The organism is Streptomyces sp. NPDC090108 (assembly GCF_044747185.1).
Lineage (GTDB): Bacteria > Actinomycetota > Actinomycetes > Streptomycetales > Streptomycetaceae > Streptomyces.
The window spans coordinates 393428-417186 of sequence record NZ_JBIVDQ010000006.1 but is presented as its reverse complement, the minus strand read 5'-3'; the positions used below and the strand labels follow the sequence as shown (position 1 = coordinate 417186).

24 protein-coding genes and 1 riboswitch are annotated in these 23759 nt (G+C 72.3%); of the genes, 12 read left to right on the top strand and 12 right to left on the bottom strand.

Annotated elements, in window-relative coordinates; translation table 11 throughout:
- Positions 1-7: 7 nt before the first annotated feature.
- Entirely contained in the window at positions 8-508 is a 501-nt protein-coding gene (locus ACIPRD_RS23455) for a hypothetical protein (protein ID WP_356404563.1), read from the bottom strand.
- A gap of 108 nt (positions 509-616) precedes the next feature.
- Between ACIPRD_RS23455 and ACIPRD_RS23450 the strand changes: the two genes are divergently transcribed.
- A complete protein-coding gene (locus ACIPRD_RS23450; protein WP_401565648.1) occupies positions 617-2038 on the top strand; it encodes a M1 family metallopeptidase in 1422 nt (473 codons plus the stop codon).
- Between the two features lie 128 nt (positions 2039-2166).
- Here ACIPRD_RS23450 and ACIPRD_RS23445 read toward each other — a convergent pair whose 3' ends face one another.
- Both ACIPRD_RS23445 and ACIPRD_RS23440 read right to left on the bottom strand, forming a co-directional pair.
- Positions 2167-2733 (bottom strand): GNAT family N-acetyltransferase, encoded by a 567-nt coding sequence (locus ACIPRD_RS23445; protein ID WP_401565645.1) that lies wholly within the window; start codon positions 2731-2733, stop codon positions 2167-2169.
- A 161-nt stretch (positions 2734-2894) separates the two neighbouring features.
- Positions 2895-3470 (bottom strand): TerD family protein, encoded by a 576-nt coding sequence (locus ACIPRD_RS23440; protein ID WP_356404569.1) that lies wholly within the window; start codon positions 3468-3470, stop codon positions 2895-2897.
- 150 nt (positions 3471-3620) lie between these two features.
- Between ACIPRD_RS23440 and arfB the strand changes: the two genes are divergently transcribed.
- On the top strand, positions 3621-4058 hold the full coding sequence (arfB, locus tag ACIPRD_RS23435; RefSeq protein ID WP_356404571.1) for an alternative ribosome rescue aminoacyl-tRNA hydrolase ArfB: 438 nt from the start codon (positions 3621-3623) through the stop codon (positions 4056-4058).
- 177 nt (positions 4059-4235) lie between these two features.
- Here arfB and ACIPRD_RS23430 read toward each other — a convergent pair whose 3' ends face one another.
- Positions 4236-4808: a flavin reductase family protein gene (locus tag ACIPRD_RS23430; protein ID WP_356404573.1), complete on the bottom strand. Its 573-nt coding sequence runs from the start codon at positions 4806-4808 to the stop codon at positions 4236-4238.
- Positions 4809-5118: 310 nt separating this feature from the next.
- Between ACIPRD_RS23430 and cdgB the strand changes: the two genes are divergently transcribed.
- Both cdgB and ACIPRD_RS23420 read left to right on the top strand, forming a co-directional pair.
- Positions 5119-6777 (top strand): diguanylate cyclase CdgB, encoded by a 1659-nt coding sequence (gene cdgB, locus ACIPRD_RS23425; RefSeq protein ID WP_356404575.1) that lies wholly within the window; start codon positions 5119-5121, stop codon positions 6775-6777.
- A gap of 117 nt (positions 6778-6894) precedes the next feature.
- Complete coding sequence (locus tag ACIPRD_RS23420) at positions 6895-7797, top strand: carbohydrate-binding protein (protein WP_401565642.1); 903 nt, start codon at positions 6895-6897, stop codon at positions 7795-7797.
- A gap of 114 nt (positions 7798-7911) precedes the next feature.
- Here the strand turns inward: ACIPRD_RS23420 and ACIPRD_RS23415 are convergent, their stop codons facing one another.
- The 4 genes from ACIPRD_RS23415 to ACIPRD_RS23400 all read right to left on the bottom strand — a co-directional run bounded on the left by ACIPRD_RS23415 (position 7912) and on the right by ACIPRD_RS23400 (position 11636).
- Positions 7912-8259 (bottom strand): peptidase inhibitor family I36 protein, encoded by a 348-nt coding sequence (locus ACIPRD_RS23415; RefSeq protein ID WP_401565639.1) that lies wholly within the window; start codon positions 8257-8259, stop codon positions 7912-7914.
- Positions 8260-8402: 143 nt separating this feature from the next.
- A complete protein-coding gene (locus ACIPRD_RS23410) occupies positions 8403-9320 on the bottom strand; it encodes a 1-phosphofructokinase family hexose kinase (RefSeq protein ID WP_401565637.1) in 918 nt (305 codons plus the stop codon).
- A 115-nt stretch (positions 9321-9435) separates the two neighbouring features.
- Positions 9436-10563: an N-acetylglucosamine-6-phosphate deacetylase gene (gene nagA, locus ACIPRD_RS23405; RefSeq protein ID WP_401565635.1), complete on the bottom strand. Its 1128-nt coding sequence runs from the start codon at positions 10561-10563 to the stop codon at positions 9436-9438.
- A gap of 128 nt (positions 10564-10691) precedes the next feature.
- Positions 10692-11636 (bottom strand): ROK family protein, encoded by a 945-nt coding sequence (locus tag ACIPRD_RS23400; RefSeq protein WP_401565632.1) that lies wholly within the window; start codon positions 11634-11636, stop codon positions 10692-10694.
- Positions 11637-11781: 145 nt separating this feature from the next.
- Here ACIPRD_RS23400 and ACIPRD_RS23395 point away from each other — a divergent pair, with 145 nt between their 5' ends.
- The 3 genes from ACIPRD_RS23395 to otsB are packed head-to-tail and all read left to right on the top strand — an operon-like array spanning position 11782 to position 14207.
- Entirely contained in the window at positions 11782-13026 is a 1245-nt protein-coding gene (locus ACIPRD_RS23395) for an ABC transporter substrate-binding protein (RefSeq protein ID WP_401565629.1), read from the top strand.
- Between the two features lie 35 nt (positions 13027-13061).
- Positions 13062-13286: a DUF3263 domain-containing protein gene (locus tag ACIPRD_RS23390; protein WP_356404588.1), complete on the top strand. Its 225-nt coding sequence runs from the start codon at positions 13062-13064 to the stop codon at positions 13284-13286.
- Between the two features lie 54 nt (positions 13287-13340).
- Positions 13341-14207 (top strand): trehalose-phosphatase, encoded by an 867-nt coding sequence (otsB, locus tag ACIPRD_RS23385; RefSeq protein ID WP_356404590.1) that lies wholly within the window; start codon positions 13341-13343, stop codon positions 14205-14207.
- Between the two features lie 76 nt (positions 14208-14283).
- Here the strand turns inward: otsB and ACIPRD_RS23380 are convergent, their stop codons facing one another.
- Positions 14284-15711 (bottom strand): trehalose-6-phosphate synthase, encoded by a 1428-nt coding sequence (locus ACIPRD_RS23380; RefSeq protein ID WP_401565625.1) that lies wholly within the window; start codon positions 15709-15711, stop codon positions 14284-14286.
- Positions 15712-15871: 160 nt separating this feature from the next.
- Positions 15872-16816, bottom strand: coding sequence for a glucosyl-3-phosphoglycerate synthase (locus ACIPRD_RS23375; protein WP_356404595.1), 945 nt, complete (start codon positions 16814-16816; stop codon positions 15872-15874).
- A gap of 209 nt (positions 16817-17025) precedes the next feature.
- Positions 17026-17169, top strand: a riboswitch (SAM riboswitch).
- Positions 17170-17186: 17 nt separating this feature from the next.
- On the opposite strand from ACIPRD_RS23375, the gene thrC reads away from it, so the two are divergent.
- From thrC to ACIPRD_RS23350, 5 genes are all read left to right on the top strand, one after another.
- Positions 17187-18470: a threonine synthase gene (gene thrC, locus ACIPRD_RS23370; protein WP_356404597.1), complete on the top strand. Its 1284-nt coding sequence runs from the start codon at positions 17187-17189 to the stop codon at positions 18468-18470.
- A complete protein-coding gene (locus tag ACIPRD_RS23365; protein WP_356404599.1) occupies positions 18467-18742 on the top strand; it encodes a MoaD/ThiS family protein in 276 nt (91 codons plus the stop codon). The genes thrC and ACIPRD_RS23365 overlap by 4 nt, the downstream gene beginning before the upstream one ends.
- Positions 18743-19182: 440 nt before the next feature.
- Positions 19183-19386: a cold-shock protein gene (locus ACIPRD_RS23360; protein WP_009189266.1), complete on the top strand. Its 204-nt coding sequence runs from the start codon at positions 19183-19185 to the stop codon at positions 19384-19386.
- A gap of 305 nt (positions 19387-19691) precedes the next feature.
- Positions 19692-21314, top strand: a complete 1623-nt coding sequence (gene groL, locus ACIPRD_RS23355) for a chaperonin GroEL (RefSeq protein WP_356404602.1) — start codon at positions 19692-19694, stop codon at positions 21312-21314.
- A 226-nt stretch (positions 21315-21540) separates the two neighbouring features.
- Positions 21541-22668 (top strand): NADH:flavin oxidoreductase, encoded by a 1128-nt coding sequence (locus tag ACIPRD_RS23350; RefSeq protein WP_356404604.1) that lies wholly within the window; start codon positions 21541-21543, stop codon positions 22666-22668.
- 76 nt (positions 22669-22744) lie between these two features.
- Here the strand turns inward: ACIPRD_RS23350 and ACIPRD_RS23345 are convergent, their stop codons facing one another.
- Both ACIPRD_RS23345 and ACIPRD_RS23340 read right to left on the bottom strand, forming a co-directional pair.
- Entirely contained in the window at positions 22745-23332 is a 588-nt protein-coding gene (locus ACIPRD_RS23345) for a hypothetical protein (RefSeq protein ID WP_401565619.1), read from the bottom strand.
- A 177-nt stretch (positions 23333-23509) separates the two neighbouring features.
- Positions 23510-23734, bottom strand: a complete 225-nt coding sequence (locus ACIPRD_RS23340; protein ID WP_401565617.1) for a hypothetical protein — start codon at positions 23732-23734, stop codon at positions 23510-23512.
- Between the last annotated feature and the right edge of the window lie 25 nt (positions 23735-23759).

The following is a 23759-nucleotide window of genomic DNA, read 5'->3' as shown; positions in this document are numbered from 1 at the left end:
CGCGAGCTCAGGGCAGGCGGGGGAAGCGGGCCTGGAGGTCCCAGATCACCGGGTTCTCCGCCAGCTCCTCGTGCAGATCGGTCAGGTCCGCGATCAGATCGTGGAGGAAGTCGCGGGCCTCGCGCCGGAGTTCGGCGTGGGAGAAGCTGAGCGGCGACTCCTCGGCCGGGAGCCAGTCGGAGGCGATGTCCACCCAGCCGAAGCGGCGCTCGAAGAGCATCCGGTCGGTGGACTCGGTGAAGTCCAGCTCCGCGTGCTGCGGGCGCGCGGCGCGCGAGCCCATGGGGTCCTTGTCCAGCTGCTCCACGATGTCGCACAGCGCCCACGCGAAGTCCAGCACCGGCACCCATCCCCAGGCTGTGGACAGTTCCCGGTCCGTCTTGGTGTCGGCGAGATAGACGTCCCCGCAGAACAGGTCGTGCCGCAGCGCGCGGGCGTCGGCGCGGCGGTAGTCCGTCTGCGGCGGGTCCGGGAAGCGGTTGGCGAGGGCGTAGCCGATGTCGAGCACGCAACAGATGGTGTCACGCCCGGCTCCCCCCTACCTTCCGCACCCCGGGGCCCCGACGCCGCGGCCTGATCCACGGAGACCGGCATGCCACCCCCTAAGATCGCCGGCATGTCCGGATCCGCGCGCCCACGGGAGGGCTCCCCGAGGAGACGCCCCCTGGTCCGAGCCGCCGCGGTGCTGTGCGCGCTCGTCCTCACCGGCACCGCGTGCGACGGCGGTGTCCACGGCACCCCCGGCGGCTCCGGTCTGCGCGACCCGTACTTCCCGAGGGCGGGCAACGGCGGGTACGACGTCGGCCACTACGCCCTCACCCTGGACTACACCCCGGCCGACCGCCGTCTCGCCGCCACGGCGGTCGTCACCGCCCGCGCCACCCGCGGCCTGTCCGCGTTCGACCTCGACCTCACCGGGCTGCGCGTCGAGAAGGTCACCGTCGACGGCAAGGACGCCCGCTGGAACCGCACCGGCCAGGAACTCACCGTCCGCCCGCACGACGACCTGCGCGCGGGCGAGACGTTCCGCACCACCGTCCGCTACTCCGGCACCCCGCAGACCCTCACCGACCCCGACGGCTCCAAGGAGGGCTGGCTGCGCACCGCCGACGGCGCGCTCGGCCTCGGCGAGCCGGTCGGCTCCATGGCCTGGTTCCCCGGCAACCACCACCCCTCCGACAAGGCGTCGTACGACATCACGGTCACCGTCCCCCGCGGACTGGAGGCTGTCTCGGGCGGCGAACCGGCCGGCCGCTCCACCGCGGGCGGCCGCACCACCTTCGCCTGGCACGCGCCCGAACCCATGGCGAGCTACCTCGCCACGGTCGCCATCGGCCACTACGGCATGGCCCGCACCACCGGCCCGCACGGCCTGCCCGTCATCACCGCCGTCGACCCCGCCGAGGCCGCGGCGGCCGGGCCCGCCCTCGCGAAGATCCCCGGCGTCCTCGCGTGGGCGGAGGGCCGCTTCGGGCCGTACCCCTTCTCCTCCGCCGGGGCGATCGTCGACCGCCCCGGTGACGCCGGGTACGCCCTGGAGACCCAGACCCGCCCCGTCTTCCCCGGCGCCCCCGACACCTCCACGCTCGTGCACGAACTCGCCCACCAGTGGTACGGCGACTCGGTGACCCCGCGCGGCTGGCAGGACATGTGGCTGAACGAGGGCTTCGCCACCTACGCCGAGTGGCTGTACATGGAGGACCACGGCGGCCGCAGCGCCCAGCAGGCCTTCGACGACCTCTACCGCGGACACGACGACTCCCTGTGGGACTTCCCGCCCGCGAATCCGCCCGGCGCCGCGTTCATCTCCGGCACCCCCGTCTACGGGCGCGGGGCGATGGTGCTGCAGAAGATCCGTCAGAAGACCGGTGACCGCGCCTTCTTCGCGCTCCTGCGGGGCTGGGCCGCCGCCCGCCGGCACGGCAGCGCGAGCACCGCCGACTTCACCGCCTACGTCGGCGGGAAGGCGCCGGGCGTGGACTTCTCGCAGATCTGGAAGGTCTGGCTGTACGGGGAGGGCAAGCCGTCCCGTCCGTGACCGGCGCCCGGGGAAGCGCGGTTCGGGGAATCGGGGTTCAGCGAAACAGGGTTCAGCGAATCGGGGTTCAGGGAATCGAGGTCCGGGGGGACTGCCGTGTTCCCGGTCGCACACCGGTGACCGCGCTCTCAGAGGTCCGTTCCCGGCGCGCGCAGCGGTTTGCGCAGGACGGTGCAGGGGCGGCCGAGGGCACGGTCGGGGCGGTGCGCGACGGCCCGGTAGCCGAGGGCGGTCCAGAAGGCGGTCCCCCTGGTGTTGCCGTCGAGGACGGCGAGCCGTACGGCGTCGCGGCCCGCGGCCCGGAAGCGGTCCTCGACCAGGGTGGCCACCGTGCGGCCGTAGCCCCTGCGCTGCTCGGCCGCGCCGACCATCAGCAGCCCGATCCAGGGGTCCGGGTCGGCCGGGTCCGGGTGGTGGGCCAGCGTGACGGCGAGGGCGACCAGCCGCTCACCGGGAGGGGCGTCGGTCGCCGGGTCCGGGCCGGGATCCGGGACGTGCGCCAGCAGCACCTCCGCGTCCGGGTGGGCGAGTTCACCGGCGAGGGCCGCCTCGACCTGCTCCGGGCGGATGTCCGAGGGGTCGGGGAAGTCGCCGCTGAGGGCGTGGAACTCGGCCTGCGAGGCGTACAGGGCGGTCAGTTCGGCGAGCAGCGGGGCCGGCAGGGCGCCACCGCGCGGCAGAGGGCGCAGGATCACGCGGGCACGGTAGCGCGGGCCGGCGGTGGCCCGGCAGTGGCCCGTGGCGCGGACCGGCGTGGGCCCGGGGGCCGGACGGCGGACCGGTGGCCCGCCGTCGCGCGCGGCGGGGTCCCGGACGCGCCGGCGTCCGGGAGCCCCTGCGGTCGCGCGGACGTCCGTCAGACGTTGACGCCGAAGTCCTGGGCGATGCCCACCAGGCCCGAGGCGTAGCCCTGGCCGACGGCGCGGAACTTCCACTCGGCGCCGTTGCGGTACAGCTCGCCGAAGATCATGGCCGTCTCGGTGGCCGCGTCCTCGGAGAGGTCGTAGCGGGCGATCTCGGCGCCGCCGGCCTGGTTCACGATGCGGATGTAGGCGTTGCGGACCTGGCCGAAGTTCTGGCCGCGGTTCTCGGCGTCGTAGATGGAGACCGGGAAGACGACCTTGTCCACGTCGGCCGGGAGGGCGGCCAGGTTGACGTTGATGGCCTCGTCGTCGCCGGCGCCCTCGCCGGTGCGGTTGTCACCGGTGTGGACGATCGTGCTGTCCGGGGTCTGCTTGTTGTTGAAGAACACGAAGTGGGCGTCGGAGTAGACCTTGCCCTGGGTGTTCACCGCGATGGCGGAGGCGTCCAGGTCGAAGTCCGTACCGGTGGTGCTGCGGACGTCCCAGCCGAGGCCCACGGTGACGGCGGTCAGGCCCGGAGCCTCCTTGGTGAGCGAGACGTTGCCGCCCTTGGACAGGCTTACAGCCATGATGGGAGTCCCTTCCCTTTTGGGTGTCTGTGCCGACGAAAGTACCGTCACCGGGTTGAACGTCGAGGGGGGTGCCGGTGGTTCCGGGCTCCTTTACCTTTTTTACCCGCCCGGAAATCGGGGTGACGCGGGACCGTCCGGACCGGGAACATGGGAGGTATGTCCGGCCCTCATCTCATCCGTGGTTCGGTCTCGCTCCCCGAGGCCGAGCTGACGTGGCGTTTCTCCAGGTCCTCCGGTCCAGGAGGACAGCACGTGAACACCAGCGACTCCCAGGTGGAGCTGCGCTTCGACCTGGCCGCCACCGAGGCGCTGCCGCCGGTGTGGAAGGAGCGGGCGCTGGAGCGCCTGGCGTCCCGTCTGGTGGACGGGGTCGTGGTCGTACGGTCCTCCGAGCACCGCTCGCAGTGGCGCAACCGTGAGGCGGCCGCCGTACGCCTGGCGGCCCTGCTCGCCGAGGCCACCGCGCCCCCGCCCAGGCCCCGCCGCCCCACCCGCATCCCGCGCGGCATCAACGAGCGGCGGCTGCGTGAGAAGAAGCAGCGCTCGGACACCAAGCGGGGCCGCTCCGGGCGCGGCTGGACGTAGCCACCGCGCGGCTCACGGCCCGCGGCCGCGGGGCGGCGGTGCGGCGGGACGGTGCCACGGCGGTGCACGGCGGGGACGGTGACACAGCCGTGCACGGCGGTTCTGCGGGGCGGTGGCACGGTTCTGCGGGACGGCGGTGCGACGGCGCGGCGGGACCGTGTCGCGCGTGACGTCCGGTCACCCCAGCTGCCGGTACCGCCCCCGGAAGTACACGAGCGGTCCGCCCTCGGTGGCCGGTACCCGGGCGGTCAGGACCCGGCCGATGACCAGGGTGTGGTCGCCGGCCGGCACGCGCTGCTCGGTGCGGCACTCCAGGGTGGCCAGCGCGCCGTCGATCAGCGGGGCGCCGCTGACCTCGCCGCGCACGTGGGGGAGGTCGGCGAAGAGCAGACGGTCGCTGATGCGGCCCTTCATCGCGAAGCGGCCCGCGATCTGCCGCTGGTTCTCGGCGAGCACCGAGACCGCCCACAGCGGCTGTTCGGCGAGCAGGTCGTCCATGCGGGAGCCCTCGCGCAGGCTGACCAGCACCAGCGGTGGGTCCAGGGACACCGACATGAAGCCGGTGGCGGTCATGCCGGCGTCCTCCATGCCCGGCGCGTGCGGGTCGTCGGGGTCCAGCGACGGCTCCTGCGCCGTCACCAGGACGACACCGTCGGCCAGCCGGGACAGCGCGCCCCGGAACTCGTCGTTGCTCACCCCTTCAGCATGCCCGGAAGCAAGGGTGGCGGTGGGGGAGGAAGTGTTCAGCACGCCGGAAACGCTAATCTCCCGTCCGCACGCGCCGCATCGGGCCTTCGCCCGAAGCGGGTCCTAGGACCAGCGGACCAGTGGTGTGGACGATTCGCGCATATTGTGCGCACGATCACAAACCTTGCGTTCGGGAAACGCACAGGGAAAGCGCGGAAACTCCACTCAATTGTTCATGTTCTGCTGTGACTTGAGTCACAAGGGGCAGGAATTGTTGACCCTGTGTACCGAGTGGGGAGCGCGCTGTGATTCAGTGGCGGAGAGGCCGAAGAGGACCCTTGATTCGCTGCGAGGACTCGGGGGGAGGGCAAGTATGGAGACCGAGTCGGAACCGTATGTCCGTCTTGCGTCCCTCCGGCAGCTGCACCAGGTCATGGCCGACATGAACACGGCGCGCAGCCTGGCGGACACGCTGCAGACGGTCGCCGACGGCGTGGTCAACGCCCTCAACTACGAGATGGCGTGCGTCAACCTGGTGCGGCCCGACGGCGACCTCGTCGTCGCCGCGTTCTCCGGGAACTCCGCTGCCGAGGCCCTGATCACCGGCCGTGTCGGCTCCCGCGAGTCCTGGGACCGGCGCCTCGCCATGGGCGAGGAGTGGGGCGACCTGGTCTTCATTCCGCACACCGAGGGCTGGGTCCTCGACGACGACGACGTCCCGCAGTGGTTCACCGAGGGGCCCGAGCCCCGCTTCGAGGACGAGTGGCACCCCGCGGACCGTCTTTTCGCGCCGATGTTCACGCCCGGCGTGCACGGCGGCGGTTCCTCCGGGGAACTGCTCGGGGTCATATCCGTCGACCGGCCGCGGGGCGGCCGCCGCCCCGGCGCCTGGGGCCGCGAGGCCCTCCAGATGTACGCCTTCCAGGCCGCCATCGCGATCAGCAACGCGCGGCTGCGGTCCAACATGCAGCGCGCCCTGGTCCGCCTGGAGCGGGACCAGCAGGCCCTGCGCGCCAGTGAGGAAAGCTTCCGGCAGGCCTTCGAGTACGCCCCCTCCGGCATGGCCATCGCCGAGATGGGCGGCGACCAGCACGGCCGCATCCTGCGCACCAACGACGCCCTGTGCCGGCTGCTGGGCCGGCCCGCCTCCGCGATGCGCCGCTACTCCTTCTCCGACCTCGTCCACCCCGAGGACGTCGGCACCCTGCTGCGCACCTCCGCCGAGGGCGGCCGGGCCGAGCTGCGCCTCGGCCGCCGTGACGGCAGCTATGTCTGGGTGTCGCTGCGCAACTCCGTCGTCGCCGACGCCGCCGACGGACCCCGCTTCCTGCTGACCCACGTCGAGGACATAGAGGAGCGCAAGCGCCGCGAGCTCCAGCTCGCCCACCGCGCCTCCCACGACTCCCTCACCGGCCTGCCGAACTCCGCCGAGCTGCGCTCGCGCCTGTCGGCCCGGCTCTGCCGGCGCTCGGCCCGGCCGGGTGACCTGGACTCCCTGGACGCGGCCTACGGCCACCCCGCCTTCGACGCGCCCGCCGGCCACGGCTTCGACTTCGCGCCCGGCGCGGAGGCTCCCGGCGCCTTCGACCACCACGTCCACACGGTCGCCCCCGAGGACGGCCGCGACGACGGCACCAAGGGCCTGGCGGTGCTCTTCTGCGACCTGGACGGCTTCAAGTCGATCAACGACCGGTTCGGCCACAACGCCGGCGACGCGGTCCTCATCGAGGTCGCCCATCGCCTCAGCCGGGGGGTGCGGGACGGCGACACGGTCGCCCGGCTCGGCGGCGACGAGTTCGTGATCCTCGCCGACGGCCTCGGCAAGGCCGACGCCCAGGACCTCGCGGTGCGCCTGCGCAACGAGATCATCCAGCCCATCCGGGCCGAGGGCCGGGCCGTCCGGGTGGGTGCCAGCTTCGGCATCGGCTGGGCGCACTGCGGGATGACTGCGGACGAAGTGTTGAAGTCCGCTGACGAGCGGATGTACGTAGAGAAACGATCTCGTCCCAAACAGCATCGGCGTGCCGGATGATGTGCAGGTCAGCGGGTTGAAGCGAGTTGAGTCACCTGTTCGGGTCACTCAATGGGGGTAGGCTCGCCATTCCACACGCTTACCCGCATCCGCCCGCACTGCTGAGGAGTACAAGGGATGACGTCCGGCGACAACGGCGCCAACACGCCTGAGGACGACGACCCGTTCGGCTACCTCTACGCCGACGGACAGGCCAGGGGTGCCCAGCCGCCTTCCGGTGGCTACGGCTATCCGAACGCGGTCAGCCGGGTGCGCACGGTCGGTGAGCGCCAGTACGGCCAGCAGCCGCCCGCCCCGCAGCAGCAGGGCGCCTACGGCCGGCCGAACAGCGCCCCCTACCAGGCCCCCGAGAACCCGGGCGGCGGTGCCCCGTCGGGCCGGCGCGCCATGGCCCCCGCCGGCGGCGGCCGCCGCGGCCCCAACACCAAGGGTCTGCTGATCGGCGCGATCGCGGTGGTCGCCGCCGTCGTCATCGGCATCAGCTTCGCGATGATGGGCGACGACTCGGACGGCGACAAGTCCGGCGACCAGGCCGGTGCTGACCCGAGCCAGTCCCAGAGCGCGGCCCCGAGGGCGTCGAGCAGCAGCGCGGCCCCGGCGGGTGAGCTGCCGAAGACAGACGCCAAGGACCTGAAGCTGGACGGCGGTGCCATCCAGACGTCGGAGTTCAAGGGCTCCAAGGCGGTGGGCGGCACGTATGTGTCGGGCTTCAACCAGGTCGGGGCGAAGGCCACGTGGACCGTCAACGGCATCGAGAAGGCCGGTACCTACCGCCTGTACGTGCGCTATGGCGTTCCGGGTGCGGATGCCAACGCGACCCTGCTGGTCAACGGTGAGGCGAACACCCAGCCGCTGAACATGAAGAACTTCGGCGGCACTCCCGCGGGTGACTGGGAGAAGGGCTGGAAGACCACGTGGGCCAACGTCAATCTGACGAAGGGCACCAATACGATCGTGGTCGCCTGCAATGATGGCAACCAGTGCAACGCCGTCCTGGACCAGTTCTACATCACCAAGTAGAAGTACGACAGCCGCCGGAGGCGTTGGCCTCCGGCGGCTGTCGAGCGTTCCCGGTATCGCATCAGGCACCCCGCACGGCCGTTCCTGCCACGGGCGGAGCGCTGCTGCCGTACCTCAGCCGTAGATCTCGACCGAGTTGGCGCTGCCGGGGTTGTCCGAGTAGGTGCCCGGCTTCAGGGTGACCAGCTTGCTGCCCGTGGCGCAGCCGAGGGTGGCGTGCCAGAAGACCAGGGTGTAGGAGGTCTGGTTCGAGACGGATTTGGCGATGTGGTCGAGGGGGATACAGCCCGGCGTCTCGGAGTAGACGGTCCTGGTGCCGGTCCTGTTCGTCCCCGACCATCCGCAGAACTTGCCCTTCGGGCAGGTGTTCGGATCAGCCGCTGCGGCCGGCGTGGCGAAGGCGCCGCCCAGCAGCGCGGCGGCCACGGCCACCGTGGTCAGAGTCTTCTTGAATGTGATCATGGAGTCCCCGATTCTGAGTTCTGTTCGCTCTTGGTCAATGCGGCGAACAAGTGTTCATTCGATCATCCAGCCGTCATGACGGGGTAGGGCGTTTCTCGGCCAGACCGCTGTTCCAGGCGTGTGCGGCGAGGGCCGCACGGCCTTCACGCAGCCGTCGCCGCCACGCGCACCAGGAGTTTCTCGTAGACCGCTCGGTCGAACTCTCCGGCCGCCGGTGCCGGTACGGCCGCTGCCGACAGTGCGGCGGCCCGGGCCAGGCGGGTCGGCCAGGGCAGGTTCTCCACCAGGCCGGACAGCAGGCCCGCGACCGCCGCGTCCCCCGCTCCCGTCGGGTTGCCGCGAAGGCGGGTGGGCGGGGCCGCGCGCCAGTGGCCCTCCGGGGTCACCGCCAGGAGGCCGTCCGCGCCCAGCGAGGCCACCACCGCGTGGGCCCCCCGGCGGCGGGCGTCCTGGGTGGCGCGCAACGGGTCGTGGGCGCCGGTGAGTTCGGCCAGTTCTTCCGTGTTCGGCTTGATGATGTCGGGGCGGGCCGCCACCCCGCGGCGCAGGGGTTCCCCGTCGGTGTCCAGCAGGACCGGGACGCCGGCGGCCCGCGCGGTGCGTATGAGGCCCGCGTACGCGCCCACCGGGACGCCCGGCGGGAGGCTGCCGGAGAGGGCCACCGCCGAGGCGGAGCGCAGCAGTTCGCCGTAGAAGCCCTGGAAGGCGGCCCATTCGGCCGGACCGATCTGCGGGCCCGGCTCGTTCAGCTGGGTGGTGTCGCCGGAGAGCGCGTCCACGACGGCGATCGTGCGCCGGGTCGTGCCGGCGACCGGCATCAGCGCGTCCGTCAGCCCCGGTGTGTGCGCGAGCCGCTCGCGCACCTGGTCGCCGGTGACGCCGCCCACCAGCCCGGTGACCGTCACCTCGTGCCCGAGCGCGGCCAGCACCCGGGCCACGTTCACCCCTTTGCCGCCGGGGCGTTCGGCCACGTCGGAGACGCGGTGCGAGGCGTGCGGCCGCAGGGACCGCACGCGGTAGGTGATGTCGAGAGCGGTGTTCAGCGTGACCGTGAGGATCACCGGCCCTGCCTCCCTCGCATGACGTGCTTCGGTTCCCGAAGGCCCGATCATGCCAAAGACGGAGCGGCCGGCCCAGTGCGCGGTCCGGCCGGCGCCCGGTGAAGTGGCGTACGGATCAGGGCAGTCGGGGCGCAATCACCCATTCGCCCCTGCGCATCACGCCCTTGAGGTCGAAGTTCTCGTCGACGAGGACGAGGTCCGCGTCCTTGCCCGGTTCCAGGGAGCCCACGCGGTCGTCCAGGCCGAGCACGCGGGCCGGGGTGGCCGAGAGGGCCGTGACGGCGTCCTCCACCGGCAGCCGGTCGACCGTCACCGCCCGTTTGAACGCCCGGTCCAGGGTCAGCGTCGAGCCCGCGATCGAACCGTTCTCCACCAGCCGCGCCACCCCCTCGCTGACCTCGACCTCCAGCGGTCCGAGCAGATAGCGCCCGTCGCCCGAACCGGCCGCGTCCATCGCGTCGGTGATGAGCGCGACCCGGCCGGGACCCGCGTGACGGAACGCCAGCTTCAGCGCCGCCGGGTGCAGATGGGTGCCGTCGTCGATCAGCTCGACGGTGACCCGCTCGTCCTCCAGCAGGGCCGTGACCGGCCCGGGGGAGCGGTGCCCGAGGACGGGCATCGCGTTGAAGAGGTGGGTGGCGACCGTGGCGCCCGCGTCGATGGCCTCGGCCGTCTGCTCGTAGGTGGCGTCGGTGTGCCCGACCGCCGCGATCACCCCGGACTCCGCGAGCAGCCGTACGGAGTCGATGCCGCCCGGCAGTTCGGTGGCGAGGGTCACCATCCGGGCCTGGCCGCGCGCCGCGTCGAGGAGCTTGCGGACCTCGGCCGGGTCCGGTTCGCGCAGCAGCGACTCGGAGTGCGCGCCCTTGCGGCAGGGTGAGATGAACGGCCCCTCGAAGTGGATGCCGGCGATCTCCCCCTGCTCGGCCAGCTCGCTCAGCAGGCCCGCCTGCCGCACCAGCAGGTCCATCTCGTCGGTGACGGTGGAGGCCACCAGCGTGGTCGTGCCGTGCGCGCGGTGGGTGCGGACGGCGGTCAGCACGTCCTCGGCGCTCCCGGAGAAGGAGGCCCCGCCGCCGCCGTGGCAGTGCAGGTCGACGAAGCCGGGCAGCACCCAGTACCCGGACACGTCGGTCACCCGGGCGCCGGCCGGGGCGGTGGCGGCGATGCGGCCGCCGTCCACGGCCACCTGGCCGCCCGTCACCGTGCCGGTGGGAAGCACCACCTTCCCGCCGGTGAGCACCTGCGGCCCGGTGTGACCGGCCCAGGTGCGACCGGGCCCGGTGCGTCCCGGGCCGGTGGGGGCCGGTCGCGCGGTTCCCCGCGCTCCGGGTGACGCCCCGGTGGCTTCGCCGTGCCGTTCGCTGCCCATCAGGTGCTTACCTCCGAGGTCGTAGGGGTGGTCGTCAGCAGGTCCCGGGCCAGCAGGCCCGCGCCCAGGCAGCCCGCGCCGTCACCGAGGGCGGCCGGGACGACGGCGGGCATCCGCTGGAAGGTGACCCTGCTGTCCAGGGCCTCCCGCAGCGGACGGAACAGCACGTCCCCCGCCTCGGCCAGGCCACCGCCGACGATCAGGGTGCGCGGGTCGAGCAGGGTGAGGGCGGTGACCACGCCGTCGGCGAGCGCGTCCACCGCCCGCCGCCACACCCGCGACGCGTCGGGGTCGCCCGCGGCGACGGCCTCGGCGCAGCCGGCCGCGTCCGCGCCCGGCTCCCCGCGGGCCGCCGCCCAGGCCTCGCCGACGGCGGCGGCGGAGGCGTACCGCTCCAGGCAGCCGCGCTGTCCGCAGGGGCAGGCGAGGCCGCCGGGCCGTACGACGATGTGCCCGATCTCGCCCGCGAAGCCGTGCGCGCCCGCCTCCACCCGGCCGTCCAGGCCGATGGCGCCGGCGATCCCGGTGCCCAGCGCGACGAACAGGAAGCGGTCGGCGCCCCGGCCCGCGCCGAGCCGGCCCTCGGCGAGGCCGCCGGTGCGCACGTCGTGGCCGAGGGCGGCGGGCATGCCGAGCCGCCGCGCGAGCAGGTCGCGCAGGGGCACGTCCTTCCAGCCGAGGTTGGCCGCGAAGACGGCGACGCCGTTCTCCTCGTCGACGATGCCGGGGACCGCGAGGCCGGCCGCGGCGGCGGGCCCGCCGTGGTGCTCGACGCCGTACGCGCGCAGTTCGGCGGCGAAGCCGAGGATGTTCCCGACCACCGCCTCGGGTCCGTGCTCGCGGCCCGTGGGCCGGCGGGCACGGTGCAGCGGCGTGCCGTCCTCGCCGATCAGGGCGGCCTTCATCCCGGTGCCGCCGACGTCCAGGGCGATGACATGTCTCACGCGCCCAGTGTGACCCCCTACCCGCGAGAGGTCTAGTCCACTCTCTTGGTGTAGACCTTAAGGGTCCGGATAGCGGACAGTCGTACAGCAGAACAGCAGAACTGGGGATTTGACGGTGCGTCGGGGAACGGCAGGAACGATCGCGGTGGTGTCCGCACTGGGCATGGCGGCGACTCTCGGAGGCTGCGGGAGCACGGGGTCCTCCGACGTGACCCTGAAACTGGTGGCCGCCGACTACAGCAGGCTGACGTCCGACAGCACCCAGAAGTACTGGGACTCGCTGGTCGGTGCCTACGAGGCCAAGCACCCCGGCATCAAGGTCCAGGTCAGCGTCTACTCCTGGAGCGACGTCGACCGCAAGGTCAAGGAGATGGTCGACGCCGGCCACGCCCCCGACATGGCGCAGATGGGCTCCTACGCCGACTACGCGTCCGAGGGCAAGCTCTACCAGGCCTCCGACCTGCTCTCCATCTCCACCCAGGGCGACTTCCTGTCCGAGCTCGCCGACGCGGGCCGCTGGAACCACGAGCAGTACGGCATGCCCTTCGCCGCCTCCACGCGCGTGCTCTTCTACAACAGGTCCCTGTTCGACAAGGCCGGCATCACCCCGCCCAGCGACTGGGACGAGCTGGCGTCCGACGCCCGCGCGCTCAAGCAGCAGGGCGTCAAGTACCCGTTCGCGCTGCCGCTCGGCCCCGAGGAGGCCCAGGCCGAGACCATGCAGTGGATGCTCGCCGGCAGCAGCGGCTACACCGACGACATCGGCACCTACACCCTCGACTCCGTGCAGAACACGCGGACCTTCACCTGGCTCAAGGACGAGCTCGTCGACAAGGGCCTGACCGGTCCGGTCGCCCCCGGCAAACTCAACCGCGCCGCCGCCTTCGCCGCCTTCACCGACGGCCAGGTCGGCATGCTCGACGGTCACCCCATGCTGATGCAGGAGGCCGAGGCGAAGGGCGTGAAGTTCGGCACGGTCCCGCTGCCCGGCCGCACCGGCGCGCCCAAGTCCTCGATGGGCGTCACCGACTGGATGACCGCCTTCAAGCAGAACGGGCACGCCGAGCAGATCGGCAGCTTCCTCGACTTCGTGTACGACCAGAAGAACGTCCTCGACTTCTCCCGCGAGTTCGGCCAGCTTCCGGTCACCAACTCGGCGTCCAGCGCCCTGAACGCCTCGGAAGCGCCCAAGGACAAGGCCCTGCGGCCCTTCCTCGCGCAGCTGCCCGGCGCCCAGCTCTACCCCACCGGCAAGACCTCCTGGTCCGAGGTCAGCGCGGCCGTGAAGCAGGACATGGGCCAGGCCTTCAGCCCCGGCGCCAGCCCCGCCGGCCTGCTGACCCGCCTCCAGGCCCAGGCGACCACCGCGGACAGCAGCGCGGTCAACTGAGCCGGCTGTCGGTGTCCGGCGTTACGGTGGGCCGCATGGAACTGGGCAGCCGGGAGAAGGCGATCCTCGCGCTGGAGCGCCGGGGCTTTCCCGGCCCCGGCGCGAAGGAGCGGGCGATCCGCGAGGAGCTGGGCCTCGCCCCGGTCCGCTACTACCAGCTGCTCAACGCGCTGCTGGACGACGAGCGGGCGCTGGCACACGATCCGGTGACGGTGAACCGCCTGCGCCGGGTCCGTGACGCACGCCGTTCCGAACGCTGAGACAGCGCCGGCAACCCGGGCGTAGGGGCGGCACCGCGCGGATAGTGTCGCCCCATGGGCATCCATGTGACGGACTCGACCAACCCGGTGGATCCACTGCCGGTCCCCGTGACCCAGGCCGGCCGGGACGGACTGCGGGCGCTGCTCGCGGAGCCGCGCACCGCGGCGGTCGGCCTCGACTTCGACGGCACGCTCGCCCCGATCGTCGCCGATCCCGACCAGGCCCGCGCCCACCCCGGCGCCGTGCCCGCGCTCGCCGAGCTCGCCCCGAAGGTGGCCTCCGTCGCCGTGGTCACCGGCCGCCCGCCCGGGGTGGCGGTCCGGCACGGCGGCTTCGCGGGCGTCCCCGGCCTGGAGCACCTCGTCGTCCTCGGCCACTACGGCGCCGAACGCTGGGACGCCGTCACCGGTACCGTCACCGCCCCCGCCCCGCACCCCGGGGTGGCCGCCGCCCGCGCCGAACTGCCCGGCTTCCTGGACAGCGTCGGCGCCTGGCAGGGCACCTGGATCGAGGAGAAGGGCCGCGCCCTCGCCGTCCACACCCGCCGCGCGCACGACCCGCAGGCCGCCTTCGAGGCGTTGCGCGAACCGCTCGCCGGTCTCGCCGCCCGGCACGGCCTGATCGTGGAGCCCGGCCGCCTGGTCCTCGAACTCCGCCCGCCCGGCATGGACAAGGGCGTCGCCCTGATCGACCACGTCCGGGCCGTCGGCGCCGAGTCCGTGCTCTACGCGGGCGACGACCTCGGCGATCTGCCCGCCTACGCCGCCGTGGAAAAGCTCCGCTCCGAGGGCGTCCCCGGTCTCCTCGTGTGCAGCGGCAGCGCGGAGGTGACGGAGCTCGCCGAACGGGCCGACCTCGTGGTCGACGGACCCGGCGGTGTCGTGGCGCTGCTGCGCGCCCTGGCGGCCCACATGGAGTGAGCCGCCGTACGGCCCGCCCGGGCGTGCGGGCGCCGGGCGCGGGCCGGCGGCGTCCGCGCCGGGGCGCGCCGGGCCGTCACCGGCCGAGCGCCTCCAGCTGGTCCAGGAACCACCGGGCCGGGGGCAGCGCGGTGCCGGCCGCGGCCAGCCGCTTCGAGCGCTCGGCGCGTTCCCCCGCGGGCATGGCCAGCGCCTCGTGCAGCGCCTCGGCCGTGCCCGTGATGTCGTACGGGTTCACCACGACCGCGTCGTCGCCCAGCTCCTCGTACGCCCCGGCCTCCCGGGAGAGCACCAGCGCGCACCCCTCGTCGGAGACGACCGGCACCTCCTTGGCGACCAGGTTCATGCCGTCCCGGATGGGATTGACCAGGGCCACGTCGGCCAGCCGGTAGGCGGCCAGGGAGCGGGCGAAGTCGTCCTTGACGTGGAGGACGACCGGGGTCCAGTCCGGGGTGCCGTACTCCCCGTTGATCTCCTGCGCCACCCGTCGCACCTCGTCCGTGTACGCGCGGTACACCGCGAGGTCCTGCCGCGAGGGGTAGGCGAACGCGACGTGCACGACCCGCTCGCGCCACTCGGGGTGGTCCGCCAGCAGCTGCCGGTAGGCCAGCAGCCCGCGCACGATGTTCTTGGACAGCTCGGTGCGGTCCACCCGCACGATCGTCCGGCGCCCCTCGCCGATCTCCTCCCGGAGCGCGGCCATCCGCTCCGCCACGTCGGCCCGGTGCGCGCGCTCGCGCAGGAAGTCCGCGTCGGCTCCGAGTCCGTGCACCCCGATCCGCGTCCCCGAGGGGATGCCCGGGCCCAGTACGTCGTGACAGCAGGCGGTGAAGGCGTCCGCCCACCGGCGGGTCAGGAACGCCGCCCGGTCCGCGCCGAGGATGCCGGTCAGCAGCTCGGCCGCGATGTCGTCGGGCAGCAGCCGGAAGTAGTCCGGCGGCGCCCACGGGGTGTGCGAGAAGTGCCCGATGCGCAGGTCGGGCCGCAGCTGCCGCAGCATCCGGGGGGCCAGGGCCAGGTGGTAGTCCTGGATCAGCACCGCCGCGCCCTCGGCGGCCTCCTCGGCGAGCGCCTCGGCGAAGGCCCGGTTGTAGGCGCGGTAGGACTCCCACCGCCGGCGGAACTCCGCGTCGAAGACCGGCTCCAGCGGGGTCTGGTAGAGCATGTGGTGGACGAACCACAGCGCCGAGTTGGCGATGCCGTTGTAGGCGTCGGCGTACACGCCGGCGTCGATGCCGAGCATCCGCACCCGCTGCCCGCCGGTGTCCTCGGCCGGCAGCAGCCCGCCCGCCGCACGCCGTACGGCCTCCCGGTCGCCGTCGCCCAGCGCGGCGCACACCCATACCGCGTCGGTGTCCGGCCCGATGGCCGACAGCCCCGAGACCAGACCGCCGCCGCCGCGCCTGGCGCGCAGCGTCCCGCCGTCGCCCTCGGGGCTCAGCTCGTACGAAACCGGGCCGCGGTTGGACGCGACCAGCACCTCTGCGCCCTGTGTGGAAGCCATGGTCCTCAACCTAGCCCGGCCCGGAAACGCTCAAACGTACGCTCCGCGCCGAAGGGGGGCTTGTATACGGCCAGGCCGGGCGTTCACCCGACGGCTCGCGCGACCGGGCCGTCGTCCGCACCACCGTCCGCACCCCTCGTGCCACCGCGGGCACCCCGGCTCACGCCACCCGGCGCGCGGCGTACTCGGCGATCTCCGCCATCGGCGGCCGCTCCTCGGTGTCGACCGAGTAGGTGCGCGGCTCGAACCCGTCCGCTCCCCGCTCGAACTGGGTGAGGGCGGGCCGCACCAGGTGGCCGCGGGCGAGCCTGAGCTGCGCGGTCCGGTAGATCGCCGCGGCCATCCGGCCCAGCGCCTGCCCGTCCTGGTGCCGGTGCTTGCGCACCCCGACGTCCACCTGGGCCAGGGCGTCCAGGCCCACCAGGTGCAGGGCGTCGACCAGCATGCCCAGCTCCACGCCGTAGCCCACCGGGAACGGCAGCTGCTCCAGCAGCGAGCGGCGGGCCGCGTACTCGCCGCCCAGCGGCTGCACGAAGCCGGCCAGCTGCGGCCAGTGCATGTTGAGCAGCGGGCGGGCCATCAGCTCGGTGACCCGGCCGCCCTGCCCGGCGGCGCCGGCCAGCGGACGGTCGTACATCGCCTTGACCAGGTCGACGTCCGGGTCGGTGAGCAGCGGGCCCACGATGCCGAGGACGAAGTCCGAGGAGAACTCCTTCAGGTCGGCGTCGACGAAGCAGACGATGTCCCCGCCGGTGACCAGCAGGGAGCGCCACAGCACCTCGCCCTTGCCGGGGACGGCGGGCAGGCGCGGGAGTATCGCGTCGCGGTGCACGACCCGCGCGCCGGCGGCGGCCGCGACCTCGGAGGTGCGGTCGGTGGAGCCGGAGTCGACGACGACGATCTCGTCGACCAGCGGGATCTGCTCGACGAGGTCGTGCCGGATGATCCGGACGATCTCGCCGACCGTCTCCTCCTCGTCCAACGCGGGCAGGACGACGGAGACGGTCTGGCCGGTGCGCTGCTTCGCGGCCAGGACGCGGTGCGGGGGGCGGTCGGCCACGGACCAGGAGCGGGTGGCCAGCCAGCGCTCGACTTCTTCCAGCACGGTCGGTGGCTCCTCACTGTCGTGATCTGTCGTGATCGGGGGCGTGATCAGGTGTCCTGCCCGGGGGCTGTGATCACACACGGGAATCCGGGTGATCCATCTCGCGGTTCGGACGGCTCTCTCCACTGTCCTGGCCTTCGGTTACAGTCTTGAGCAACGCCGATGACCATCGCATGTCGGGGGTCAAGAGCGTTCACACAACCACATACCGCTCATCCAGAGGGGCAGAGGGACACGGCCCGATGAAGCCCCGGCAACCCTCCAGCCGGTCACTCGTTCACCCCGCGAGGCTCCCGGCTAGGGAAGGTGCCAAATCCGTCTCGCGGTGAGATGCGCCGCGAGGAAGATGAGGAGAAAGGGCCTCGCCTCCATGGCTGTGCAGACCGTTGCCACCCCCAGCAGTCCCACCGTCGACCTCGGCCCCGCGACAGCGCTGAGCTGCCGCGAGTGCGGCCACCAGGTCCCGCTCGGCCCGCTGTTCGCCTGCGACGAGTGTTTCGGCCCGCTCGAGATCGCCTACGACTTCTCCGCGTACGACGCGAAGGAACTGCGCGCCCGGATCGAGTCCGGCCCCGCGAACATCTGGCGCTACGCGCCCCTGCTGCCCGTCCCCGCCGACGTGGCCGGCAAGCCCAACCTCAACCCCGGCTGGACCCCGCTCGTCGAGGCCCGCAATCTCGCCCGGGAGCTGGGCGTCACCGGCGGGCTGTACGTGAAGGACGACTCCGGGAACCCGACGCACTCCTTCAAGGACCGTGTCGTCGCCCAGGCCCTGGAGGCCGCCCGCGCCTTCGGCTTCACCACCCTGTCCTGCTCCTCCACCGGCAACCTCGCCGGAGCGGTCGGCGCCGCCGCGGCCCGCGCGGGCCTGCGCTCCTGCGTGTTCGTCCCGCACGACCTGGAGCAGGCCAAGGTCGTCATGGCCGCCGTCTACGGCGGTGAGCTGGTCGGCATCGAGGGCAGCTACGACGACGTGAACCGCTTCTGCTCCGAGCTGATCGGCGACCCGGCCGGCGAGGGCTGGGGCTTCGTCAACGTCAACCTGCGGCCCTACTACGCGGAGGGCTCCAAGACCCTGGCGTACGAGATCTGCGAGCAGCTCGGCTGGCGGCTGCCCGACCAGATCGTGGTCCCGGTCGCCTCCGGCTCCCAGCTCACGAAGATCGACAAGGGGCTGAAGGAGCTGATCGCGCTCGGTCTGGTCGAGGACCGGCCGTACCGGATCTTCGGGGCGCAGGCCGAGGGCTGCTCGCCGGTGTCGTCCGCGTACAAGGCGGGCCACGACGTCGTACGGCCGCAGAAGCCGGCCACCATCGCCAAGTCCCTCGCCATCGGCAACCCGGCGGACGGCCCGTACGTCCTCGACATCGCGCGGCGCACCGGCGGTGCGGTGGAGGACGTGACGGACGAGGAGATCGTGGCCGCCATCCGGCTGCTCGCCCGCACGGAGGGCGTCTTCGCCGAGACGGCGGGCGGTGTGACGGTCGGCGTCACGAAGAAGCTCATCGACAGCGGCGTGCTGGACCCGGCGCTGACCACGGTCGTGCTGAACACCGGCGACGGCCTCAAGACACTCGACGCGGTGGCCGGCACCGGTCCGACCGCCGTCATCCGCCCGACCCTGGACTCCTTCCGAGAGGCTGGCCTCGCATGAGTGTGACCGTTCGCATCCCGACCATCCTGCGCACCTACACCGGCGGCCGGGCGGAGGTCGCCGCCGAGGGGGCGACCCTTGCCGAGGTCATCGACGACCTGGAGAAGAACCACACGGGAATCGCCGCCCGGGTCCTGGACGACCAGGGAAAGCTGCGCCGTTTCGTCAACGTGTACGTCAATGACGACGACGTGCGTTTCGAGCGGGGCCTGGAGACGGTCACGCCGGACGGCGCCGGCGTCTCCATCATTCCGGCGGTCGCCGGCGGCTGACCGCGCCCGGTATTACCTTCGGTAATCGAGGTGACGGGCTGTTCATCGGATGGCCCCCTCCGTGAGAGAAGCGGAGGGGGCCATTCTGAGTGATTGAGCGCGGTAAGGTTGGGGAACGCGCTCCTCGGCCACCGGCCGGGGGCCCTTGGATTCATGCCGCGCGCCCGACAAGAAGTAGCCAAAATGCCCGGGTTGTTTGCGGCTTTTGTTGTTTTTATGGGGCCCGACTTGCCCTGGATTCAGCCGAATTCCCCTCACATTCCGGACCGCCCGCGTCCAGAATTCTCGTCCGATTGACCTGTTGCAGACGGCAGTTGGGCAGATACATTCAGCCGCGGTCGACGCGTTCCGGCGCACGCCCCCGTCCGATGGGGGGTGAGGTCTGACCCGGGTCCGCGAAGGGTGGATCTGTGCAAGGGCCAGTAATAGGGGAGTTAGGCATGGCTCAGGGCACCGTCAAATGGTTCAACGCGGAGAAGGGCTACGGCTTCATCGCGGTCGACGGTGGTGCGGACGTCTTCGTCCACTACAGCGCCATTCAGATGGACGGCTACCGCAGCCTGGAAGAGGGCCAGCGGGTCGAGTTCGAGATCTCGCAGGGCCAGAAGGGTCCGCAGGCCGACATGGTTCGCGTCACCGCCTGAACGTTTTCGCAGCGAAGGGCCCGCACCGGCACAGGGTGCGGGCCCTTCGCCGTGCCCGGCCGCGGCGCGCGCGGTGTTCGCGGGTGGCTGACGCTCCCTCCGCGAACCCCCAAGGCGCTTGCACTCGACCATGCCGAGTGCTAATCATTGCGTTAGCACTCTGAAGGTGAGAGTGACAACGAGGACCGGGTCGGTGAGGCCCGCAGGCCGGGTGGGGCAAGGAACCACGAGGCCGGCGAGCCGTCCGTCGCGGGCGCGGGCGCGGTCCGAAGGAATCACCCCCAGTCCTGGAGGGACCACTTCACATGGCCAAGATCATCGCGTTCGACGAGGAGGCGCGGCGCGGCCTCGAGCGCGGCATGAACCAGCTCGCGGACGCCGTCAAGGTGACGCTCGGCCCCAAGGGTCGCAACGTCGTCCTCGAGAAGAAGTGGGGCGCCCCCACGATCACCAACGATGGTGTCTCCATCGCCAAGGAGATCGAGCTCGAGGACCCGTACGAGAAGATCGGCGCCGAGCTGGTCAAGGAAGTCGCCAAGAAGACGGACGACGTCGCCGGTGACGGTACGACCACCGCGACCGTTCTCGCCCAGGCCCTGGTCAAGGAAGGCCTGCGCAACGTCGCCGCCGGCGCCAACCCGATGGCCCTGAAGCGCGGTATCGAGAAGGCCGTCGAGGCCGTCTCCGCCGCCCTGCTGGAGCAGGCGAAGGACGTCGAGACCAAGGAGCAGATCGCCTCCACCGCGTCCATCTCCGCCGCCGACACCCAGATCGGCGAGCTCATCGCCGAGGCGATGGACAAGGTCGGCAAGGAAGGCGTCATCACCGTCGAGGAGAGCAACACCTTCGGTCTGGAGCTCGAGCTCACCGAGGGCATGCGCTTCGACAAGGGCTACATCTCCGCCTACTTCGCGACCGACATGGAGCGCATGGAGTCGGTGCTCGAGGACCCCTACATCCTCATCGCCAACTCCAAGATCTCCTCGGTCAAGGACCTGCTCCCGCTGCTGGAGAAGGTCATGCAGTCGGGCAAGCCGCTGCTGATCATCGCCGAGGACGTCGAGGGCGAGGCCCTGTCGACCCTGGTCGTCAACAAGATCCGCGGCACCTTCAAGTCCGTCGCCGTCAAGGCCCCGGGCTTCGGCGACCGCCGCAAGGCCATGCTCGGCGACATCGCCATCCTCACGGGCGGCGAGGTCATCTCCGAGGAGGTCGGCCTCAAGCTGGAGAACGCGACCCTGGACCTCCTGGGCCGCGCCCGCAAGGTCGTCGTCACCAAGGACGAGACCACGATCGTCGACGGCGCCGGCTCCTCGGAGCAGGTGCAGGGCCGCGTGAACCAGATCCGCGCGGAGATCGAGAACAGCGACTCGGACTACGACCGCGAGAAGCTGCAGGAGCGCCTGGCGAAGCTCGCCGGCGGTGTCGCGGTCATCAAGGCCGGTGCCGCCACCGAGGTGGAGCTCAAGGAGCGCAAGCACCGCATCGAGGACGCCGTCCGCAACGCCAAGGCCGCGGTCGAGGAGGGCATCGTCGCCGGTGGTGGCGTGGCCCTGCTCCAGACCTTCCCGGCCTTCGAGAAGCTGGACGTCGAGGGTGACGAGGCGACCGGCGCCAACGCCGTGAAGCTCGCGCTCGAGGCCCCGCTGAAGCAGATCGCCGTCAACGCCGGCCTCGAGGGCGGTGTCGTGGTGGAGAAGGTGCGCAACCTGACCCCGGGCCACGGCCTGAACGCCGCGACCGGCGAGTACGTCGACCTCATCGCCGAGGGCATCATCGACCCGGCGAAGGTGACCCGTTCCGCGCTGCAGAACGCCGCCTCCATCGCCGCGCTGTTCCTCACCACCGAGGCCGTCATCGCCGACAAGCCGGAGAAGGCCGCCGCGCCTGCCGGTGGCGGCATGCCGGGCGGTGACATGGACTTCTGATCGGCCTCACGGCTGGTCCACGTCCTTGCCGAGGGCGGCACTCCCCGTACGACGGGGGGTGCCGCCCTCGGGCGTTTCCGGAAGCCGGACCGGGGCCCGCGCGAGCCGGACCGGGGCCCGCGCGAGGCGCGGAATGCGGGGGGTCGTACTCTCGTTTACTTAAGGAAGTGCACCAATGCGCGTGCACATACCAATCGGTTTCACTCCACTCACGAGGAGCCCCCGCGTGACCGACACGACGACCGCCACCTCCCGCGCGGCCCAGATCCTGTCCCGCCCGATCGCCCTGGGCGGCCTGACCGTCCCCAACCGGATCGTCATGGCGCCGATGACCCGCATGTTCTCCCCGGGCGGCATCCCCGGTGAGGACGTGGTGTCGTACTACTCCCGCCGCGCCGCCGCCGGCGTGGGCCTGATCATCACCGAGGGCACCTACGTCGGCCACGACTCGGCCGGCCAGAGCGACAGCGTGCCGCGCTTCCACGGCGAGGAGCAGCTGGCGGGCTGGGCCGAGGTCGTCGAGGCCGTGCACGCGGCGGGCGGCACGATCATGCCGCAGCTGTGGCACATCGGCATGGTCCGCAGGCAGGGCGAGCCGCCGTTCGCCGACGCCCCCGCGATGGGCCCGTCCGGCATCCACAAGGAGGGCGCCGAGCCCAAGGGCAAGGCCATGACGCAGGAGGACCTGGACGACGTCGTCGCCGCGTTCGCCGAGGCCGCGGCCGCCGCCGAGCGCATCGGCATGGACGGCGTGGAGATCCACGGCGCCCACGGCTACCTCGTGGACCAGTTCCTGTGGGAGGGCACCAACCGCCGCACCGACGCCTACGGCGGCGACCCGGTGGCCCGCACCAAGTTCGCGGCGGAGATCGTCGCCGCGGTCCGCGCGGCCGTCTCCCCGGACTTCCCGGTGCTGTTCCGCTTCTCGCAGTGGAAGCAGCAGGACTACACCGCCCGCCTCGCCGAGACCCCGGAGGAGCTGGAGGCCATCCTGGCGCCGCTGGCCGCCGCCGGCGTCGACGCCTTCCACGCCTCCACGCGCCGCTACTGGCTGCCCGAGTTCGAGGGCTCCGACCTCAACCTCGCGGGCTGGACGAAGAAGATCACCGGCAAGCCGGTCATCACCGTCGGCTCGGTCGGCCTCGACGGCGACTTCGTCAACGCGTTCGCGGGCGAGGGCTCCCCGGTCAAGGGCATCGACGACCTCCTGGACGGCCTGGAGAGCGAGCAGTACGACATGGTCGCCGTCGGCCGCGCGCTGCTCCAGGACCCGGAGTGGGCCGCCAAGGTCCTCGCCGACCGCTTCGACGAGCTGAAGCCGTACGACGCCGCCGCCCTGGCGACGCTGAGCTGACCCGGAACCCGGGAACACGAGGGCGGCATCCCGCGGCGCACGGGGGTGCCGCCCTCACCCGTACCCGGCGGGGCGGCTACAGGTTGCCCAGGGGTTCGATGTCGACCCGGACCGGCGTGCCCCAGATGCGGAGCACCTCGTAGTCGGTGAACTCGTGGACCAGCCGGTAGGCCATGCCCGAGCGGGGTGCCCTGCGTTCGGCGGACAGATAGCGCTCCGCCTCCTGGCGGTCGCGGCGCGGGGTGCCGCACAGCTGCCAGGTCTGGCCGTTCCAGACCTCCGGGAGCCAGCGCTGCTGGGGGTGCGGGCGGTCCGCGCTCACGCCGTAGCGGGACATCGCGCGCTCGGGCGCGTCGGCCTGGCCGCGGTCCCTGGGGCGCGCGTACGCGTCGTTCATCTCGCCGCGGCGCGCGGTGCGCCGGCGGGTCTCGCACAGCAGGCACAGGTCCGGTGCGTCGGCGTCCACCGGGCCGCCGGGGTGCTCGGCGCAGCGGGTCGTGGGCGCCGCCGTCGTCACGGCGTCGTCGAGCAGGTCCAGGGCCCGCTTCAGGTCCGCCTTGACCTCGTGCAGCTTCGCGTCGGGTGTGTCGGCCGTCAGGTTCTCCCCGTGCTCGCCGAGTACGCGGAGGGCCCGGCCGAGGGCGGTGAGCTGGGCGTGATTCATGCCTTCGACGGTAGCGGTGCGCGGGGCCGGGCGGGCACCCGGCCTCCGGCCGCCGCGCGCGAACGCCTGCGTGCGCGTCCGCCCGCCCGCGCTCAGACCGCGCGCGTCCGCCCGCCCGCGCTCAGACCGCGCGCGTCCGCCCGCCCGCGCGTCCGCCCGCCTCGTGGGCGTCCGGGGTCAGTGACCGTTGCCCTGGTGCAGGAGGCTTCCCTCGCCGCACTCCGGGGCGCCGGGGGACAGCGGCAGCGGGGAGACGGCCTTGAGGGCCGGGACCACCGCGAGGCCGGCCGCGCACTTCGTGGTGCCGGTCGCGGTCCAGTGGTCGTCGGCGTGCGCGGGGGCGCCCAGGGCGGCGGCAGCGGAGGCCGCGAGGGCGGCGGTGGCGAGAACCTTCTTCATCATGCCCGGGAAACGACAGGCCCGGACC

Bases quoted from the DNA above. Each gene is read 5' to 3' on its own strand.
- ACIPRD_RS23450 (WP_401565648.1), top strand. From the start codon at position 617: ATGTCCGGATCCGCGCGCCCACGGGAGGGCTCCCCGAGGAGACGCCCC.
- ACIPRD_RS23440 (WP_356404569.1), bottom strand. From the start codon at position 3,470: ATGGCTGTAAGCCTGTCCAAGGGCGGCAACGTCTCGCTCACCAAGGAG.
- arfB (WP_356404571.1), top strand. From the start codon at position 3,621: ATGGGAGGTATGTCCGGCCCTCATCTCATCCGTGGTTCGGTCTCGCTC.
- cdgB (WP_356404575.1), top strand. From the start codon at position 5,119: ATGGAGACCGAGTCGGAACCGTATGTCCGTCTTGCGTCCCTCCGGCAG.
- ACIPRD_RS23420 (WP_401565642.1), top strand. From the start codon at position 6,895: ATGACGTCCGGCGACAACGGCGCCAACACGCCTGAGGACGACGACCCG.
- ACIPRD_RS23415 (WP_401565639.1), bottom strand. From the start codon at position 8,259: ATGATCACATTCAAGAAGACTCTGACCACGGTGGCCGTGGCCGCCGCG.
- ACIPRD_RS23390 (WP_356404588.1), top strand. From the start codon at position 13,062: ATGGAACTGGGCAGCCGGGAGAAGGCGATCCTCGCGCTGGAGCGCCGG.
- otsB (WP_356404590.1), top strand. From the start codon at position 13,341: ATGGGCATCCATGTGACGGACTCGACCAACCCGGTGGATCCACTGCCG.
- ACIPRD_RS23380 (WP_401565625.1), bottom strand. From the start codon at position 15,711: ATGGCTTCCACACAGGGCGCAGAGGTGCTGGTCGCGTCCAACCGCGGC.
- thrC (WP_356404597.1), top strand. From the start codon at position 17,187: ATGGCTGTGCAGACCGTTGCCACCCCCAGCAGTCCCACCGTCGACCTC.
- ACIPRD_RS23365 (WP_356404599.1), top strand. From the start codon at position 18,467: ATGAGTGTGACCGTTCGCATCCCGACCATCCTGCGCACCTACACCGGC.
- ACIPRD_RS23360 (WP_009189266.1), top strand. From the start codon at position 19,183: ATGGCTCAGGGCACCGTCAAATGGTTCAACGCGGAGAAGGGCTACGGC.
- groL (WP_356404602.1), top strand. From the start codon at position 19,692: ATGGCCAAGATCATCGCGTTCGACGAGGAGGCGCGGCGCGGCCTCGAG.
- ACIPRD_RS23345 (WP_401565619.1), bottom strand. From the start codon at position 23,332: ATGAATCACGCCCAGCTCACCGCCCTCGGCCGGGCCCTCCGCGTACTC.
- ACIPRD_RS23340 (WP_401565617.1), bottom strand. From the start codon at position 23,734: ATGATGAAGAAGGTTCTCGCCACCGCCGCCCTCGCGGCCTCCGCTGCC.